Annotated in this window: 15 protein-coding genes and 1 riboswitch; of the genes, 4 read left to right on the forward strand and 11 right to left on the reverse strand. The window is 47.9% G+C overall.

The features are described 5' to 3' along the window. Nucleotides 1-20 precede the first annotated feature (20 nt). Nucleotides 21-100, reverse strand: a riboswitch (Fluoride riboswitch). A gap of 70 nt (nucleotides 101-170) precedes the next feature. From FBY58_RS02875 to rimP, 10 genes are all read right to left on the reverse strand, one after another. Continuing rightward, nucleotides 171-1184: a sensor histidine kinase gene (locus FBY58_RS02875; protein ID WP_141919398.1), complete on the reverse strand. Its 1014-nt coding sequence runs from the start codon at nucleotides 1182-1184 to the stop codon at nucleotides 171-173. 153 nt (nucleotides 1185-1337) lie between these two features. Next, complete coding sequence (pnp, locus tag FBY58_RS02880) at nucleotides 1338-3581, reverse strand: polyribonucleotide nucleotidyltransferase (RefSeq protein ID WP_141919399.1); 2244 nt, start codon at nucleotides 3579-3581, stop codon at nucleotides 1338-1340. A 115-nt stretch (nucleotides 3582-3696) separates the two neighbouring features. Next, nucleotides 3697-3966, reverse strand: coding sequence for a 30S ribosomal protein S15 (gene rpsO / locus FBY58_RS02885; RefSeq protein ID WP_141919400.1), 270 nt, complete (start codon nucleotides 3964-3966; stop codon nucleotides 3697-3699). A 17-nt stretch (nucleotides 3967-3983) separates the two neighbouring features. Further along, nucleotides 3984-4892, reverse strand: a complete 909-nt coding sequence (gene truB, locus FBY58_RS02890) for a tRNA pseudouridine(55) synthase TruB (RefSeq protein ID WP_141919401.1) — start codon at nucleotides 4890-4892, stop codon at nucleotides 3984-3986. Then, on the reverse strand, nucleotides 4889-5470 hold the full coding sequence (locus FBY58_RS02895) for a thymidine kinase (RefSeq protein WP_141919402.1): 582 nt from the start codon (nucleotides 5468-5470) through the stop codon (nucleotides 4889-4891). Before FBY58_RS02895 ends, truB begins: the two co-directional genes overlap by 4 nt. A 20-nt stretch (nucleotides 5471-5490) precedes the next feature. Continuing rightward, entirely contained in the window at nucleotides 5491-5916 is a 426-nt protein-coding gene (rbfA, locus tag FBY58_RS02900) for a 30S ribosome-binding factor RbfA (RefSeq protein WP_141919403.1), read from the reverse strand. 170 nt (nucleotides 5917-6086) lie between these two features. Beyond that, nucleotides 6087-9050 carry a translation initiation factor IF-2 gene (gene infB / locus FBY58_RS02905; RefSeq protein WP_141919404.1) on the reverse strand — a complete coding sequence of 988 codons (2964 nt, stop codon included), beginning with the start codon at nucleotides 9048-9050 and terminating at the stop codon, nucleotides 6087-6089. A gap of 3 nt (nucleotides 9051-9053) precedes the next feature. Then, on the reverse strand, nucleotides 9054-9788 hold the full coding sequence (locus FBY58_RS02910) for a DUF448 domain-containing protein (protein ID WP_141919405.1): 735 nt from the start codon (nucleotides 9786-9788) through the stop codon (nucleotides 9054-9056). A gap of 66 nt (nucleotides 9789-9854) precedes the next feature. Further along, the gene (gene nusA / locus FBY58_RS02915) at nucleotides 9855-11471 is read right to left on the reverse strand and encodes a transcription termination factor NusA (RefSeq protein ID WP_141919406.1); all 1617 of its coding nucleotides are present in this window, start codon (nucleotides 11469-11471) and stop codon (nucleotides 9855-9857) included. A gap of 5 nt (nucleotides 11472-11476) precedes the next feature. Further along, complete coding sequence (rimP, locus tag FBY58_RS02920; protein WP_141919407.1) at nucleotides 11477-12031, reverse strand: ribosome maturation protein RimP; 555 nt, start codon at nucleotides 12029-12031, stop codon at nucleotides 11477-11479. Nucleotides 12032-12506: 475 nt separating this feature from the next. Between rimP and FBY58_RS02925 the strand changes: the two genes are divergently transcribed. The 3 genes from FBY58_RS02925 to FBY58_RS02935 all read left to right on the forward strand — a co-directional run bounded on the left by FBY58_RS02925 (nucleotide 12507) and on the right by FBY58_RS02935 (nucleotide 16099). Next, nucleotides 12507-13766 carry a PQQ-dependent sugar dehydrogenase gene (locus FBY58_RS02925; protein WP_141920599.1) on the forward strand — a complete coding sequence of 420 codons (1260 nt, stop codon included), beginning with the start codon at nucleotides 12507-12509 and terminating at the stop codon, nucleotides 13764-13766. Between the two features lie 171 nt (nucleotides 13767-13937). Next, nucleotides 13938-14765: an ATP-binding protein gene (locus tag FBY58_RS02930; RefSeq protein ID WP_141919408.1), complete on the forward strand. Its 828-nt coding sequence runs from the start codon at nucleotides 13938-13940 to the stop codon at nucleotides 14763-14765. A 254-nt stretch (nucleotides 14766-15019) separates the two neighbouring features. Continuing rightward, nucleotides 15020-16099 carry a pyridoxal phosphate-dependent aminotransferase gene (locus FBY58_RS02935; RefSeq protein WP_260432068.1) on the forward strand — a complete coding sequence of 360 codons (1080 nt, stop codon included), beginning with the start codon at nucleotides 15020-15022 and terminating at the stop codon, nucleotides 16097-16099. Nucleotides 16100-16248: 149 nt separating this feature from the next. Here the strand turns inward: FBY58_RS02935 and FBY58_RS02940 are convergent, their stop codons facing one another. Further along, complete coding sequence (locus FBY58_RS02940; RefSeq protein ID WP_141919409.1) at nucleotides 16249-16551, reverse strand: chorismate mutase; 303 nt, start codon at nucleotides 16549-16551, stop codon at nucleotides 16249-16251. Nucleotides 16552-16666: 115 nt separating this feature from the next. Here FBY58_RS02940 and FBY58_RS02945 point away from each other — a divergent pair, with 115 nt between their 5' ends. Further along, complete coding sequence (locus tag FBY58_RS02945; protein WP_141919410.1) at nucleotides 16667-17680, forward strand: polyprenyl synthetase family protein; 1014 nt, start codon at nucleotides 16667-16669, stop codon at nucleotides 17678-17680. The last annotated feature ends 3 nt before the right edge of the window (nucleotides 17681-17683 follow it).

Consider the following 17683-nt stretch of genomic DNA (forward strand, 5'->3'; position numbering starts at 1 on the left):
CTCCTCAATCATAAAAATATGTTTGAGCAGGAGTCATCAGCCTGAAAGGCGGTTCGATCCTTGTAAAAAGGATCAGGCAGATTCCATTACCGTCTTTTTATTAAGACCAAAAACCGACCCAAAGTCAAGTCTGTGCCTCTGGATAATCTGTTCGGAAGGATGCCTTATTCCTAGCCACAGGGGAGAATAAGGCTAGAAACGACATAGTTATCAGATTGATTGGTGAGGGTAAATTTGCCTTTGAATTGTCGCGCAAACATTGTCGCAATTTTTAGACCAAGACTGTCGACTTTTTCGAGAGAAAAGCCTTGGGGAAGAGGCTTTCCGTTGTTGGAAATGGTCAATTCGATCTGCTCGTTAATTTTTTTGAGCTTTATTTCGATGAAGCCATTTTTGTCTTGGTTCTTGAAGCCGTGCTCCAAAGCATTGGAAACTGATTCTGCCGAAACAAGCGCCAGTGGAATAGCCATATCCGAAGGCAGAATAAGATCTTCTGCTTCTATTTTATAGCGGATATTGGGGAAATTACTGGACGCAATCACATCCTTAATTAAGCGGTCAAGGATGAGTTTAGCGCCAAGCTGATTACCATTTTTAATATAAAGTGCTCGTTGTAATTCGCCGATCATATGGATCCGACGCACAGAGGCATCAATGGCTTCTTTGGCTTTTACATCGGTAATGCTGCGGCTTTGCATCCGTAGCAACGAGGCAATAACCTGTAAGTTATTAGAAATGCGGTGCTGTAACTCGTGAAACAGCAATTCATTCCGTTCGGCCAGCATTTGATTATAGGCACGCTTCTTTTGAAGGCGGTAATTGCCTTGTTGAAGGGCTATCACCAATCCCATATCGGTGAAGGTTTCCAATAAGCAAAGAAACCAGACCAAGACACCGTTAAAGCGACTGCCTTCTTCGATAAAATAAGGTGCAGCAATGAGGCTAAGAATAGCGGCAATGATGCCGGGTCTTGTTCCAAAAAGGAAAGTGACCACAAGCATTGTCGGCATGAAAGTAATGAAAGGATAGCCAGCCGGTAAAAAATGGCCAATAATACTGCGAACAAGGAAGGCGCATCCCACAAAAATAAATGCGCAGAGATTCCCGAGCCATGGCCGATTTTGCCACAGAGGCAAATGCTCTAAAATTCTGTGCACAACCGGGGCATTCCGGATCAAGACCATGCATCCTCCCCCAGATACATTATTCTGGTGTTTTCTATTAAAGACGGTGTGAAACAGTCCTTATCATTTTTTGCTCTATGGTCTTACTTTTATTTAAAAAAAAGGAGGATCTTTAAAGACCCTCCTTTTTTTTAAATAAAATTTGGAAAGACTTTAGTTGTCTTTACGCAGGAAAGCCGGAGCAAATTCCGGTTCCATATCTCTTGCCGGACGGTCTCCATCGCGGCGGGGACCACGATCACGACGAGGACGGTCACCGCGTGGCGCACGATCACTGGTATCTCGTGGCGGACGGTTGTCATCCAATTCGGCACCGGTTTCCTGATCAACAACACGCATAGACAGGCGAACCTTGCCACGATTGTCAATTTCAAGAACCTTGACTTTGACTTCCTGACCTTCGGTCAGAACATCGCTGACTTTGTTCACGCGTTCGTTCTTGATTTCGGAAACATGAACCAAGCCATCACGGCCGCCCATGAAGTTCACGAAAGCACCGAAGTCGACGATATTCACAACTTTACCATTGTAAATTTTTCCAACTTCCGGTTCTTCAACGATACCGTTAATCCATTCGCGTGCAGCTTCAATATGCGCAGGATCAGATGAAGACAGACGAACTGTACCATCATCTTCGATATCGACCTTGGCGCCGGTCGTTGCGACGATTTCGCGGATAACTTTTCCACCCGTTCCGATAACGTCACGGATTTTATCTTTGGGTACGCTCATCGTTTCGATGCGCGGTGCCAGATTGGAAATTTCGGAGCGAACCTCGCCTAAAGCCTTGGACATTTCACCCAGAATATGAGCGCGGCCACCTTTGGCCTGTTCCAATGCTTTCTGCATGATTTCTTCGGTAATACCGGCAACCTTGATGTCCATCTGGAGGCTGGTAATACCTTTTTCGGTACCGGCGACTTTAAAGTCCATATCGCCTAAGTGATCTTCATCACCCATGATGTCGGACAGAATAGCAAATCCGTCTTTTTCAAGGATAAGACCCATAGCGATACCGGAAACAGGACGCGTTAACGGTACACCGGCATCCATCAATGCAAGGCAGCCACCGCAGACGGTTGCCATCGATGAAGAACCGTTTGATTCCGTGATATCCGACAAAACGCGGATAGTGTACGGGAAGTCAGCTTTGCTCGGCAGCACAGGATGAAGTGCGCGCCATGCCAGCTTACCATGTCCAATTTCACGACGACCCGGAGCGCCGAAACGACCCACTTCACCAACGGAATAAGGTGGGAAGTTGTAATGCAGCATGAAGCGTTCGTAATGAAGGCCGGTCAAACCGTCGATCATCTGTTCTGCATCAGCTGTGCCGAGGGTCGTTGAAACCAATGCCTGCGTTTCACCACGGGTGAACAAAGCAGAACCATGGGTGCGGGGCAAATAGCCAACCTGAGATCTGATCGGGCGAACTGTTTTCAGATCGCGACCATCAATTCTGCGGCCTTCTGTCAGAATAGCCGTCCGAACAATCTTAGCTTCAAGCTTTTTGGCCAGTTTCTGGATGCGCAGTTTTTCTGTCGGATCAGCATCCGAGAAAGCTTCATCAAGAACGGCTTTGGCTTTGCTCAAGGCTTCGACGCGTTCACCCTTATGGGTCAGGCGATAAGCTTTGTCGAAATTGTCGTAGCAAAGTTCTTCAACTTTAGCGGCCAATGCGGTGTCATCATAGCTGACCAGTTCCCAAGGCTCTTTTGCAGCCTGTTCTGCCAGATTGATGATCGCTTTGATAACCGGCTGTAAAGCGTCATGCGCAAAAGAAACCGCGTTCAGCATGATTTCTTCGGAAAGCTCGTTGGCTTCCGATTCAACCATCATAACGGCATCGCGCGTTGCACCGACGACCAGATCAAGATCGCTCTTTTCGATCTGTTCCAGAGTCGGGTTAAGAATGAATTCACCGTCCTGATAACCGACACGGGCTGCGCCGATGGGACCTAGGAACGGAACACCGGAAAGGGCAAGGGCTGCGGAAGCCGCAATTATTGCCAAAATATCCGGTTCATTTTCGCCGTCATAAGACATGACCTGCGCAATGACCAAGGTTTCGTTATAGAAACCTTCCGGAAACAGAGGACGGATTGGACGGTCGATTAACCGTGAAATCAGCGTTTCCCGTTCGGTTGCGCCACGTTCACGCTTGAAAAAGCCACCGGGGATACGACCTGCGGCCGAATATTTTTCTTGGTAATGAACGGTCAAAGGAAAGAAATCCTGACCTTCTTTTACCGTTTTTGCAGCCGTTACCGCACAAAGTACGACCGTTTCACCTAAGGTCGCGATGACGGCACCATCTGCCTGACGAGCAACCTGTCCGGTTTCCAGCGTCAGTTTTTTCCCGCCCCAATCGATTTCCTGGCGTTTTATATCGAACATTCAATTTCCTTCTGGCTCCGACCCTATGTCTGGAGCGGCCTTTTTCCGGATTCGCCGGATTGCGAAATCCCCGGATGCGAAACGGCCTCCCACATTTAGGAGGCCGTACCGACTTTTACTTACGAAGACCCAGTCTTGCGATAAGGCTGCTGTAACGGTCTTTGTCATTATTCTTGACATAATCAAGCAGGCTGCGACGCTTGTTAACCATGTGCAGCAAACCACGACGGGAATGGTTATCCTTGGCGTGGGTTTTAAAATGCTCGGTCAGATTAACAATACGTTCGGTCAGAATAGCGACCTGAACTTCGGGAGAACCCGTGTCGCCTTCTACCCGTGCATATTCTTTGATTAATGCTTCTTTACGCTCTGCTGTGATCGACATCAGTCGTCCTTTCTATTTTAAAAATTGAAACCGCGCAAAACCCGGGCTTCTTGCCCAATGACTTCAATAAGGGCAATCGGAGTTTGTGATTCCATTGCCATATTTAAGCCGAATCTTGCGTTAACCCCGATCAATTTCTGCCCCTGACGGAGTGCTTTTGCCTGATCGGAGGAAACTGCTAAAGCCGGGATGTCGTCCAGCCCTGCTGTTAAAGGCAAAAGCATTTGATACAGCTTTCCAGCTTGCGCCATTTCCATTAATTTGTCTAGTGAAATTGCCTGTTCGCTCGTAAATGGCCCTGATTTTAACCGGCGCAAATAGCTGACATGACCGTGACAATTCAGCTTGTGGGCAATGTCGCGCGCGAGGCTGCGGATATAGGTGCCTTTGGAAACTTTCGCGACAAATGAAGCGTGATCGGGGCTGAAATCAGTCAAAACAAGGTCATGAATAACGATATCACGCCCTTTGACGGTAACTGTTTCTCCCGCACGAACGCGATCGCAGGCACGCTTGCCATCGATTTTTAAAGCAGAATAGACAGGCGGAATTTGGTGAATAGGCCCTTGAAAATAGGGTAAAATCGCTTCGACAGCTTCCCTGTTAGGTCTTGTGTCGGATTGTGCAACAACGCTGCCTTCACGGTCGAGGCTGTCGGTTTCCGTTCCAAATGCGATAGTGAAGGCATAGGCTTTGTCAGAATTAAGGGCATAGCCTGCCAGTTTGGTGGCTTCACCCAAGGCAATCGGTAAAACACCAGAGGCAAGTGGATCAAGCGTTCCGCCATGCCCGACTTTTACCTTGGGTAATCCGGCGATACGGATGGCGCGCTTAACCGCAGAAACAGCCTGAGTCGAACCCAAGCCTTCTGCTTTATCAAGAACAAGCCAGCCATGAAGGGCAGGGGACGGTTGAGAAAGAGTCATAAAGAATTCAGTTTTTCTATAAAATGGCGGCGGCAAAGCGCAATATAGCGCTCATTTCCACCGATCTCTGTTTGTTGGCCATGACGGATAGGCTGTTTATTTTCATCAACTCGTAAGTTCATCGTTGCCTTCGCGCCGCAGAAACAAACTGACTTGATTTCGGTAAGCATATCAGCAATCGCCAGCAGATATTGCGAGCCTTCAAATAATTCGGCCTGAAAATCTGTTCTGAGACCATAGCATAGAACCGGAATATTTAATTCGTCGCAGACACGGGCAAGCTCAAATACCTGTCGTTTCTTGAGGAATTGCGCTTCGTCTATCAGAATGCAATGGAGGGGCGTCTTTTCGTGTCGCTCTTTGATAATATTCCAAAGCGATGTCTGCTCCGCAAAAGGAATCGCAGGCGCTTCCAAGCCAATACGTGAACGGACTACCCCTTGTTTATAACGGGTATCGATCATTGCGGTGAACAGCAATGTCTGCATTCCCCGTTCACGATAATTGAAGTCTGCTTGCAGAAGATTGGTCGATTTACCAGCGTTCATCGAGGCATAATAAAAATATAATTTAGCCATTCGTAGAATATCCGCTTGGTTTAACGGCCGTCTTCTGGACCATCTTTCTGATCGTTATCTTCTTCAAGATCGCGCTTCACATGGGGCGACCGTAACAGGGAGTCGATCAAGCTGCCCTGTTCAAAGCTTTCATCTGCCAGAAAACGGAGTTTAGGCACATATTTCAGCCTTATTTTCTGGGCGATGGCTTTTTGTAAGAAGGATGCATTTTTGGAAAGAATACCAATCACGGTATCATCAGATACGCCACCCAAGGATTTTACAAAAACCGTGGCAATCCGTAAGTCGGGAGACATCCGAACTTCGCTGATAGAAACAAAAAGACTATCCAGTGCATCGCCATGGATTTCGCCCCGCATCAGCATTTCAGCTAAGACATGGCGGATTTGCTCCCCAACTCTTAATGGGCGGATAGAATGACCTTCTGGCGTTTGATTACGACGCATGGGCTGCTGACCTTAAAAACTAAAATGTAAAAAGATATCGTCTTTTTTAATAAAAATACGGTGCCTTTTTAAAGGCCGTTTAAGGCAGACTTTAAAAAGATATCGTTTGGAAAAAGAATTGCGGCCAAGGTCGATGACCCTGACCGCAAAACAGATAATAGGTTAATAGATTAAAGGGTGCGTTCCCGTTCTTCGACTTCGAAGGTTTCGACGATATCGCCTGCTTTGATATCGGTTGAGCCTTCCAACGTGATACCGCATTCAAGACCTGCCCGAACTTCGGAAACATCATCTTTAAAGCGGCGAAGCGACGCAATAGAACCGTTATAAATAATAACGTCATTACGCAGCACACGTGCCCGCAATTTCTGGCGGATATAGCCTTCGAGAACAAGAAGACCGGCTGCGCGACCGTGTTTACCAGCCGAGAAGACTTCACGGATTTCGGCTTTACCGACAACCGTTTCGAAGTATTCAGGCCCAAGCTTGCCAGCCATAGCTGCTTTGATTTCGTCGATCAGATCATAGATCACATCGTAGAATTTAAGCGCCACACCATCACGACGAGCGATATCTCGCGCCTTGCTGTTTGGACGGACATGGAAACCGATAATCGGTGCACCAGAAGCCGCAGCCAAGGAAACATCGCTTTCCGTGATGCCACCAACACCCTGATGTAAAATACGAACGCGAATATCTTCGTTCGAGATTTTATTAAGGGCACCGGCAATGGCTTCAACAGAACCTTGGGTATCAGCTTTAATAAGCAGCGGATATTCAACAGCCTGCTTATCTTTCAATGCCGAGAACATTGATTCCAAGCTGGCAGGTTGTGCAGTCGTCCGTTTGCGTAATGCCAGTTCTGCACGATAAGAAGCGACTTCACGTGCACGGGCTTCGCTTTCCACAACGGTAAGCGTGTCACCGGCATGCGGAACACCGGAAAGACCAAGAACTTCGACTGGCATGGAAGGGCCAGCGTCTTTCTGGTTCTTACCTTGTGCATCGGTCATGGCTCTTACGCGGCCGCTGAATTCACCGACAACGAAGATATCGCCTACTTTTAAAGTACCGCGACGGACAAGAATGGTTGCAACCGGGCCGCGTCCGCGATCCAATTTTGCTTCAACCACGGTGCCTTCGGCGGCACGATCAGGATTGGCTTTAAGATCAAGGATTTCTGCCTGAAGCAAAATTTTCTCAATCAAAGCATCAAGGCCGGTCTTTTTAGCGGCAGAGATTTCGACATCCTGCACATCACCGCCCATAGCTTCGACCTGCACATTATATTGCAGCAGGGCTTCACGTATGCGCTGAGGATTGGCTTCCGGTTTATCCATTTTATTGATAGCAATAATAATGGGAACATCGGCTGCCCGAGCATGATCGATTGCTTCGACCGTTTGAGGTCTTAAGCCATCATCAGCCGCGACCACGATAATAACAATGTCAGTAACATTGGCACCGCGTGCACGCATTTCACTGAAGGCTTCATGACCCGGCGTATCAAGCAAGGTGATTTTGTCGCCTGAAGGGGCTTTGACCTGATAAGCGCCGATATGCTGGGTGATGCCACCGGCTTCACCACGGACAACATCACTGCCACGTAAAGCATCGAGCAATGAGGTTTTACCGTGATCGACATGCCCCATGATCGTTACCACTGGCGGCCGTGATTTCAGCGTTTCTTCCTGATCGACATCGCTGGAGCTATCGATTTCAACATCGCTGTCAGATACGCGTTTAATGTTGTGGCCAAATTCTGTGACCAGCAATTCTGCGGTATCCTGATCGATCGTCTGGGTCAGCGTTACAGCCACGCCCATTTTGAACAAGGCTTTAACCAGATCTGCACCGCGTTCGGCCATACGATTAGCCAATTCCTGAACCGTGATCGCTTCTGGAACGACAACGTCACGAACCTGACGAACCTGCTGGGTTCTGTTCTGATTAGCGCGTTTGTCTTTTTCACGGGCGCGGCGCAAGGCTGCCAAGGAACGTGCGCGTGCGCCACCCTCATCGCCAGACAATGCCTTGGTAACGGTCAACTTGCCTGACTGGCGGCGATCTTCACCTTTACGGTCGCGCATAGCGGGGCGGGGTGCTTCGCGTCTTGGCGGAGCAACCGGCGTAAAGCGGCGCGGTGCCGGTGAGCGAGGAGATTCACTCCGTTCTTCGGTGCGACCTTTATTAGCAGGAGCGCCCTTCGGTGCCGTATTGCGACGACCTTTGTCATCGGCATCGGTGCCTGCGGCTTTTGCTGGTGCGGGTTTGGCTTCTTTCTCAGCCTTTGCCCGTGCTTTAGCTTCGGCTTTTTCTTGTTCTTTTAAGACAGCCTGCTTTTCAGCTTCGACCTTGGCTTCTGCTTCAAGACGGCGCTTTTCTTCGATACGGCGCTGTTCTTCAAGATCGGCTTCCAGTTTCATGCGATCTTCGCGACGACGGGCTTCTTCTAAAGCCTGAAGGCGACTTTCTTCAGCTTCACGCAGAAGACGTGCCTGCAATTCTTGCCGCGAGGCCAAATCACGATGCGGCAAAGTCCGTGCGGGACGCTGACCACCAGATGTGCGCGTCTGGTTTTTCTGGTTCTGGCCACCACGACCACCCTGACGTCCGCGACCATCTTGAGCGCGGTTGCCAGCTGGGCGATTACCTGCAGGCTGTGCTGCTTTTTCAGCGGGCTTTTTGGCGCCACGGTCGGTTACTTTGATAGCCGGTGCCGGTTTAGGCGCTTCTTCCTTGGCAGGAGCTGCTGCTTTTTCTGGAGCAGGCTGCGCGGCGGGTGCCGGTTGGCTTTTTTCCTGAGCAACCGTTTCAGGTGCAACGGTTTTTTTCTCGGGCGTTGAAGCCGTGGGTGCTGTCACGGTTTCAGGTTTGATAGCTGTCTGAGTAACGGTTGTATCCTTATTCTGGGTATTTTCTGCTGGTGCAGTCGTCTTTTTGACCGTTTCATCAGCCGTAGCTGTTGCTTCACCGCTGCCCGGCTTATTGATAACCCGCCTTCTTTTGGTTTCCACAATCACGGTATTTGAACGGCCATGGCTGAAGCTCTGCTTCACCTTGCTGGTCTCTACTGTGCGTTTTATTCCCAGCGGCGCCCGCATCCCGAGCTTCGGCTTGTCGTTATCGCTCATCTGTTAATCCGAACCCTTCACATTATTTCCAGCGATAGCCATAGTATCTGCATTATCGTCGATGCAGATATCGGTATCCCCGTTCCAACCTATAAATCGGCACCACCGCATCAGAGATTTTTTGATGCGATCAGCTGTAACTGGCGCAGTTAATGCAATATGTACCACATTCCCGCGACCAAGTGCCAATGACAAAACCATGCGGTCGACAGGCAGGGTCAGACCTTTTTCAGATGTGACCTCTTGCCTTTCGGCATTTCTATTTTTCCCGACCCGAAAAGCGAAATCCAGCTTTCCAGATCCATCCGAACCGGCATCAGACGCGTGAAGTAAAAGGGCTACACGCCCGTTTCGACAGCTATCTATGATACGTTCGGAACCGGACAGCAGCCGTCCTGCACGCGCCTCTATGCCCAGCTGGTTTAACACCTGCTGTTGAAGCTCGTTTGCTATACGGACGGGGAGATCAGAAGAAATAGTGATATCAGAGGTTTTGAAGGCACGCTGTAATGCCGCCTTCAATTTGCCTTTGGTAATTGCCCGACTAAGTGCCGTATGATCAACACTGATCCACGCCCCACGTCCAGGCGCACGGGCCCGGACATCAGGGTGCACTGATCCGTCTGGGGCAAGGGCAAGTCGGATCAAATAATCGCGCGAGTCCTTACCACCGGTTAAAATACACCGGCGGGACGAATCAGTCTTCAGTTCATCATTGACGGTTTCATTGTCTTCCATACGCCAAGGCGCCTCCTTTACATAAAGGAGCCTTGAGGTAATGGAACGTTATTCCATAAACCATTATTAGGCTTTCTCCGACCTTGTTTCAGTGTCTTCTGGGGGAACAGTTTCATCTTCGGCGTCATCGAACCAATGGGCCCGCGCTGCCATGATAATTTCATTCCCCTGTTCCTGACTGAGGCCATATTCAGCCAGAATACCATCTTCTTCGTTATTATCAGACGAATGACGGCGTCTTTGGTCCTGACGTTTTTTCTGAACCAGTTCGTCAGTTGAAAGATCACCTAAATCATCAAGCGTCTTAATACCAGCTTTCCCTAAGGTCAAAAGCATCGCTTCTGTCATATAAGGTAAATCGGCCAGTTCGTCTTCGACCCCAAGCTTGCGTCTTTCTTCGCGCGCTTCTGCTTCACGTTGTTCCAAAGCTTCGCGAGCGCGGCTTTGCAATTCCGAAGCAAGCTCTTCGTCTATACCTTCAATAGCGGAAATTTCAGCCTGATCAACATAGGCGACCTCTTCGAGGCTACCAAAACCTTCGGCGACCAGTAATTGCGCCAAAGTCTCATCGACATCAAGGTCGTGCTGGAACAATTCCGAATGGGCGACGAATTCTTTCTGGCGACGCTCGGAAGCATCGGCTTCAGTCAGAATATCAATAGCAGATCCGGTTAGCTGGCTGGCAAGGCGGACATTCTGCCCACGGCGACCAATGGCCAAAGAAAGTTGATCATCAGGAACAACGGCTTCGATCCGGCTGTCATCTTCATCAATAACAACGCGGGAAACCTGTGCCGGTTGCAGTGAGTTTACAACGAAGGTCGCCATATCTTCCGACCAAGGAATGATATCGATCTTTTCGCCTTGGACTTCCTGAACAACAGCCTGAACACGGCTACCCTTCATACCGACGCAGGCACCGACCGGATCAATCGCATTATCCTGACTGACAACGGCGATTTTCGCGCGGCTGCCCGGATCACGGGAGCAAGCTTTAATTTCGATAAGGCCGTCGTAAATTTCCGGCACTTCTTGGGCAAACAGCTTTTTCATGAAATTCGGGTTCGAGCGTGAAAGCAGGATTTGAGGGCCACGATTTTCACGGCGTACATTCATAATCAAGGAGCGCACCCGATCACCGACACGGAAAGTTTCACGCGGGATCTGCTGGTCACGGCGCAGAGCGCCTTCTGCGCGACCAAGATCAACCACAACGTGACCAAATTCGATCCGTTTGACGATACCGGTGATGATTTCACCGATGCGGTCTTTAAATTCGCTATACTGGCGATCGCGTTCTGCATCGCGGACTTTTTGGAAAATAACCTGTTTTGCAGCCTGTGCTGCAATACGGCCAAATTCAATCGGAGGCAGCGGATCGACGATAAAATCCCCGACAGCTGCACCATTTTGTAATTTCTGTGCATCTGCGACAGAAACCTGTTTGAAAAAGTCATCGACCTGATCGACCACTTCGACGACACGCCACAGACGCATGTCACCCGTTTTCGGATCAATTTTTGCCCGAATATCATTTTCGGCACCATAGCGAGCACGTGCTGCGCGCTGAATAGCTTCTTCCATGGCTTCGATAACGATAGCACGGTCAATCAGCTTTTCACGCGCCACGGCATCAGCGATCGCAAGCAATTCAGCCTTGTTGGCAGAAATGGCATTAGCCATATCGATCATCCTTCTCTTACAATCTTGTCGGCGCCTTCGCTGTCTAGCGGTTGGGTGGCGGCGATGAGCGCATCAGTCAATAACAATTTTGCCCGATCTATAGCGGAAAAAGGCAAAATTTTCTGCCCTACTTTGGGGCAATCCACTATAATATTATCAGCATCGTCGACACCGATAATTTCCCCGTCAAATTGTTTACGACCATCGAGTGGTTCCGATAACCGTATGCGGGCGGAAAAGCCTTTCCAATCCTGAAAATCTTTCAAACGCGTTAAAGGCCGGTCAATACCGGGTGAACTAACCTCTAGGCGGTAAGCCTCTTCGATTGGGTCTTGTTCATCGAATATTTCCGAAAGACGGCGTGACAAAGCTTCACATTCGCCGAGACCAATCTGTCGTGTATCAGGACGTTCGGCCATGATCTGTAAAGTCGGATCACTTTTGCCACCAAACATCGCAATACGGACAAGTTCCAAGCCCAATGCCTTCACCTCCGGCTCTACCAATGCGGTAATCGCTGGAATGTCAACAACGGGGGCTTTTGGAGCCGTATCAGTCATAGCTTTGTCTATTCCGTGTTATGCCATAAAAGCTGAAAGATTTCAGGCGGTTTTGCGAGCCTCGTTTTTCCCGCTTTATTACTTTATCGAAGTCTTGTCATAAGGTCTGTTTACACAGCTTATCGTGCCAGCATCGTCAGATACCAGCCCCAACAAAGACCGTCGATGTCGAGGAAACAGGAATTATATACAGATTAAGCGTTATTTCTACAAGGGGAGAATAAAGAATCTTCCCGCTTTTATGGTCACTCTATTCAGTTTTATATTTTGTCAAAGTTATCTGTTTTTAGGTCGTCAATGGTTCTTTCGTTAATCGGGGATTATTTTCGCTCTTTCTATTCTGAATTTCTGCTATGCCGCCTGTAAATCTTATCTTTCAGCATAATTTGAAGAAAGAATAGCCATGCTTTGTCGTTCGAAAGACTTTTTGTCAGGTCGTATTTTAAAAAAACGGCCATCCGGTAAGGCTGCTTTTATGTTGGGGCAGCTTTGTCTGTCTGCTTTTCTATTGAGTGGCTGTAATGTGATTAAGAAATATCACAAAGTTGTCGATGAAAAATTTGCTGCCGGTCATGATGAAAGCGGGGATTCTTCCAGCGTTTTGCAAGGCCAATTAACGCCGGTCGATCGACGGCCTTTTATTATCCACGAAATAGCGCAATTCAATCATCCTATGGCCATGACCTTTTTGGCGAATGGCGATTTGTTGGTGGCAGAAAAAACGGGTCAGCTGAAATTATGGCATCCCGATAATAAAATCGGGACTATCCGCAATATGCCAGATGTTGTGAGTAGCGGGCAGGGAGGCTTGCTGGACGTTGCCTTGCATCCTGATTTTGAGAAAAACCATCTTGTGTATTTAAGTTGGACAGAATCTGAAAAGCTGCTGAAAGAAAAAGAGGCGCTGCGTAACGGCAAGGAAATTGCTGAAGATTCTTTAGGCGAAGATAAATCAGCAATGGGTGCCGTCGTTGGTCGTGCTGAATTAGTGTGTGATAACAAGGGTGGCGGCCGTCTTGCCGGTTTATCTATTATCTGGCGACAGGAACCCAAAACTGAAGGCAATGCCAATTTTGGTGCCAGAATAACTTTTGCACCGGATAAAAGCCTGTTCATCTCAAGCGGTGACAGATCCCAGCCTGCTTCTGCTCAGGATATGAGCATCAATCTTGGAAAAATCGTTCGAATTAGTGATGTTGGCCGTATTCCAGCGGATAATCCGTTTAATGGCAGCAGCTTTTTGAAATCGCAGATATGGTCTTCCGGTCACCGTAATCCTTTGGGGTTATCCTTTGCACCTGACGGATCATTCTGGGAAAATGAGATTGGTCAGAATGGAGGGGATAAATTAAACCTTATCCGAAAAGGCGCTAATTATGGATGGCCTATCGTGACAGCGGCGGCGGAAACGTCTTCTGCTTCGGCTACGGCCAATCCCCATCCTGAATTCGTAAAGCCAAAATGGAGTTGGAGCACCAGCCTCGTTCCATCGTCGTTGCTTTTTTATACAGGTAACCTTTTCCCCGAATGGAAAGGCAATGCTTTCATTGGTGGTTTGGCTAGCCAGATGCTGGTTCGTATGGAGATAAAAGGCGAAAAGGTTCGTGAGGTTGATCGTTGGCCAATGGGGCATCCTGTACGCGATGTTCAGCAGGGAGCAGATGGCGCTTTGTGGCTTATATATGATGACAATAAGGGGGGTATGCTAATCCGGTTGGCACCTCCTGGCCGATAAAATCTTTAGCAGATTGCAAGGTGAAACAAGGTCAATCATATCTCTAAGATTGAGGTGAAATCGGCTATAATGTTTTTTCTTGTTGTTCTGCTTGAATGGTTTAATAAGCCTGCTTCAAGTTATACATTGAAATAATATTACTTTAATTTGATGAAATTGAGAATAATAAAAATGTTTTCTGCTGCTGATGAGAATATAAAACGTATTGCTGATGCCTTGGAACGGCTGGCTCCGCCGCCTGCTGTTTGGGCTGATCCTTTAACAGCACCAGCTTATATCTGGCGTGGTCAGAACTTGGTTGCCGCCCGCTCTTTTAAACCTTTTCCGCTTGCTTGTTTGACAGGCGTGGATGCGCAAAAAAAGGCATTGCTGGATAATACCGCGAGATTAGCCAATAATTTGGCCGCACATGATGTCTTGCTATGGGGAGCAAGAGGCAGCGGTAAATCGGCATTATGCAAATCAGTTGTCGGTGAGTTGCAACAAGAAGGCGCGGCTTTGGCTTTGATTGAGGTTGCTGGAGAGCGGGTTGATACTTTGCCAGAATTATTCGGCTATATCGCGGATCAACCACGGAGCTATGTGTTGTTCGTTGATGACCTTGGTTTTGAAGAAGGCAGTTCCGCACCGCGTATTTTGCGATCTTTATTAGAAGGTGGCGCAGAAGCACGGCCTGCAAATGCTCGTCTCTATGTGACGGCCAATCGCCGCCATATTATTGCACGCCAAGTTCAGGATACCGCGGAATCCTTTACCCGCGACAGTCTTGATGACCAGTTAGCTTTGGCTGACCGTTTTGGTCTCAATTTGGGTTTCCATGTATGCGACCAGAAAAACTATCTTGAAATGATACGGGGCTATGCTGCTCGTTTCGGATTAAAGCTGGATGAAGATCATGCTTTGTCTTGGGTTCGTTCCAGAAGTGGTTTGTCAGGCCGGATGGCATGGCAATATATTATTGAAATCGCCGGTGAGCAGGGACGTAATATTTCGCTTTAATCCTTGATTTTGCATAAAAATCATATCCTTTTATTGTAAATGAAATCAGTTTCAGATGGGGTGTATCTCTAATATATGTCCTATTTGGAATATTAATGTTTAAAAATATTTTTTTATGTAATTTTAGTATTTACATCTTCCTTTCGTGAGAATAAATTTTTATTTTTGCGAAGGGGGATAACAATGAGTGATACTAATTTATTTCGTCGCCATTTCATGCAACTTGCCGTAGGAGGTGTTGTTGCAGCCCCTTTTTGAATAACGCCTCTCTTTTGGCCGCTGCCCCTTCTTCCTCCAGCAGTTCTTTTGAAACACCCGAGACCCTTCTCAACAGCATAACCGACGGCGTTTATATTAATTACAATGAAAATCCTTTGGGGCCCTGCACGAAAGCTCGCGAGGTATTGGCAAAAACTATCCCGTTGAGTGGCCGTTACGGCATAGGATTTGGCGAAAGCATTGCTGAAATCGTTAGCCAACAAGAGCATGTTCCCGCAGATTATCTGCATTTTTTCGCTGGATCGACCGTTCCTCTCCATGCCGCTGCTATGGCTTTTTCTTCTAAAGATCGCGCAATTGCTTATCCGTTTCCTACTTTCGATATTTTTTTCAAAGCGCCGAATGGAGAGATGTTTGCCCCTCTGAAACCTGTGCCGGTCAATGATAAGCATCAAGTCAGTATGGCCGATTTGCTCGCTGCCGCCCCCAATGCCGGCCTCTATTATATTTGCAATCCGAATAACCCGACCGGTGTCGTAACCCCCATGCGCGACATCGAATGGTTATTGGCGCATAAGCCTGCTGGTTCCGTGGTGTTGGTGGATGAAGCCTATATTCATTATAGTGAGATGCCTTCGGCCATGTCGCTGGTGGCGCAAGGCAAAGACGTTGTTGTCCTGCGGACTTTCTCGAAAATTTATGGTTTGGCAGGGATGCGTTTGGGTTTTGCTGCTGCCCGTCCCGATTTGCTGGCAAAGCTGGCTTTTTTTGATACCAATAATCCACCGATGCCTGCTTTTGCAGCCGCCGAGGCCAGCCTTCTTGATCCTAAATTATTATCGGAGCGGAAAGCATACAACAAAGCCGTTCGTGATGATATTTTTGCTTGGTTATCGAAGCGCGGCTATAAATATACGCCATCTGAAGCATCTTTCTTCATGGTGCATGTTGGCGTGCCGGGACAGCAGGTGACGGATGCTTTGAAAAAATACAAAGTCTTTATTTCTGGCACACGGCCACGTTATCCTGATTGGGTTCGTGTTTCTATTGGAACCTTTGCTGAAATGAATGTCTTTAAGGCTGCATTTGAAAAAGTTATGGCGTCGCTTTCCTAATTGAAGGGGCGCGTTTAGAAAAAACGACAAAAAAGACTGCACTCTTTTGGATTAAATTTTTATTCTTTTCTTATTGTAATATTTTCTCATTTTAAAAAGAAAAGGCCTTGTAAACCAAGGCCTTTTCTTCCATCGCTTTTTTTATAAAGTTAGTTAGACCAGCTTTTTTCCATCTCATCTTTGATGAGACGGTGATGCCGGGTTGCTTCTTCGATCACCATTCGTAAAAAGCGCTCTGCAAAATCAGGATTTAGTCCCGTTGATTCGGCTAACTGACGCAGTCGCTTGGCTTGTTCGGCTTCACGGGCAAGATCTGCAGGAGGAAGTTGTTTTTCGGCCTTGTAATAACTGACATCTGAAGTAATCTTGAATCTCTCTGCCAACAGGCAGACGAGAGCCGTATCAATATTATCAATACTTTTGCGATAGCGCTGCAACCGATCATTGGGCATAAATGAAAATCCTTAGTTATCGAAGCGATGGAGGTATCTTTTTGACGGTTGCAAACAAGTTGAGCAAGTGTCAACGCTTGTATTTCTTCATGCTTCACAGTGCAGCTTTTTCAGCATGACCGCTATTCAACCCGCCCCCGAGCAACATGCACCGGCATCATTGAAGCCGTTAATGCGTCTGGTGGCGTCCGATATGCAAGCTGTGAATGCGGTTATTCTTGACCGGATGCAAAGTGAAGTTCCTTTAATTCCCGAATTGGCAGGCCATCTGATTTCCAGCGGTGGCAAGCGGATGCGGCCTATGTTGATGCTGGCCTGTTCCCATCTCGTCGGTGAGCCGCGCGATATTCATTATAAATTGGCGGCGGCGATCGAATTTATTCACACCGCGACTTTGCTGCATGATGATGTGGTCGATCATAGCGATCTCCGCCGTGGGAAACGCACTGCCAATAATATCTGGGGCAATGGCCCGACTGTTCTGGTTGGTGATTTTTTATTAAGTCGTGCCTTTGAAATGATGGTGGAGTCAGGTTCTTTACGGGCGCTTGAAATTTTATCGAATGCCGCTGCCATCATTACTCAAGGTGAGGTTGACCAGCTTGTTTCTCAATATCAGATAGAAACGGATGAAGCGCGTTATCTGTCGATTATTGGAGCAAAAACAGCGGTTTTATTTGCGGCATCCTGCCGTATTGCCGCCGTTATGGCCGGATGTTCCGAAGGTCGAGAACAAAATCTTGCCGATTATGGGCAATATCTGGGGATAGCTTTTCAATTAACCGATGATGCCATTGACTATATGTCTGACAGCCAGACCATGGGGAAGGGCGTTGGCGATGATTTTCGCGATGGGAAAGTAACCTTACCCGTCATTCTTGCCTATCAGCGTGGTGAAAAGGATGACCGTGATTTTTGGCGTGAAGCCATTGAAGGTCGCCGTGTTGCTGACAGCGATCTCGACATTGCCAAAATGCTTTTAGTCAATACCGATGCCTTGGCCGATACTCTGGAACGGGCGCGTTTATATGGTGAAAAAGCTATAAATGCTTTGAAAGATTTCCCCGGTGGTACGGTAAAAGACGCGTTGATCGAGGCGGTCGAATTTACGATTGCCCGCGCATATTAAAAA

Source organism: Zymomonas mobilis, assembly GCF_006715975.1.
GTDB classification, from domain to species: Bacteria; Pseudomonadota; Alphaproteobacteria; order Sphingomonadales; family Sphingomonadaceae; genus Zymomonas; species Zymomonas mobilis_B.

Bases quoted from the DNA above. Each gene is read 5' to 3' on its own strand.
- FBY58_RS02875 (WP_141919398.1), bottom strand. From the start codon at position 1,184: ATGGTCTTGATCCGGAATGCCCCGGTTGTGCACAGAATTTTAGAGCAT.
- pnp (WP_141919399.1), bottom strand. From the start codon at position 3,581: ATGTTCGATATAAAACGCCAGGAAATCGATTGGGGCGGGAAAAAACTG.
- rpsO (WP_141919400.1), bottom strand. From the start codon at position 3,966: ATGTCGATCACAGCAGAGCGTAAAGAAGCATTAATCAAAGAATATGCA.
- truB (WP_141919401.1), bottom strand. From the start codon at position 4,892: ATGACTCTTTCTCAACCGTCCCCTGCCCTTCATGGCTGGCTTGTTCTT.
- FBY58_RS02895 (WP_141919402.1), bottom strand. From the start codon at position 5,470: ATGGCTAAATTATATTTTTATTATGCCTCGATGAACGCTGGTAAATCG.
- rbfA (WP_141919403.1), bottom strand. From the start codon at position 5,916: ATGCGTCGTAATCAAACGCCAGAAGGTCATTCTATCCGCCCATTAAGA.
- infB (WP_141919404.1), bottom strand. From the start codon at position 9,050: ATGAGCGATAACGACAAGCCGAAGCTCGGGATGCGGGCGCCGCTGGGA.
- FBY58_RS02910 (WP_141919405.1), bottom strand. From the start codon at position 9,788: ATGGAAGACAATGAAACCGTCAATGATGAACTGAAGACTGATTCGTCC.
- nusA (WP_141919406.1), bottom strand. From the start codon at position 11,471: ATGGCTAATGCCATTTCTGCCAACAAGGCTGAATTGCTTGCGATCGCT.
- rimP (WP_141919407.1), bottom strand. From the start codon at position 12,031: ATGACTGATACGGCTCCAAAAGCCCCCGTTGTTGACATTCCAGCGATT.
- FBY58_RS02925 (WP_141920599.1), top strand. From the start codon at position 12,507: ATGTTGGGGCAGCTTTGTCTGTCTGCTTTTCTATTGAGTGGCTGTAAT.
- FBY58_RS02930 (WP_141919408.1), top strand. From the start codon at position 13,938: ATGTTTTCTGCTGCTGATGAGAATATAAAACGTATTGCTGATGCCTTG.
- FBY58_RS02940 (WP_141919409.1), bottom strand. From the start codon at position 16,551: ATGCCCAATGATCGGTTGCAGCGCTATCGCAAAAGTATTGATAATATT.
- FBY58_RS02945 (WP_141919410.1), top strand. From the start codon at position 16,667: ATGACCGCTATTCAACCCGCCCCCGAGCAACATGCACCGGCATCATTG.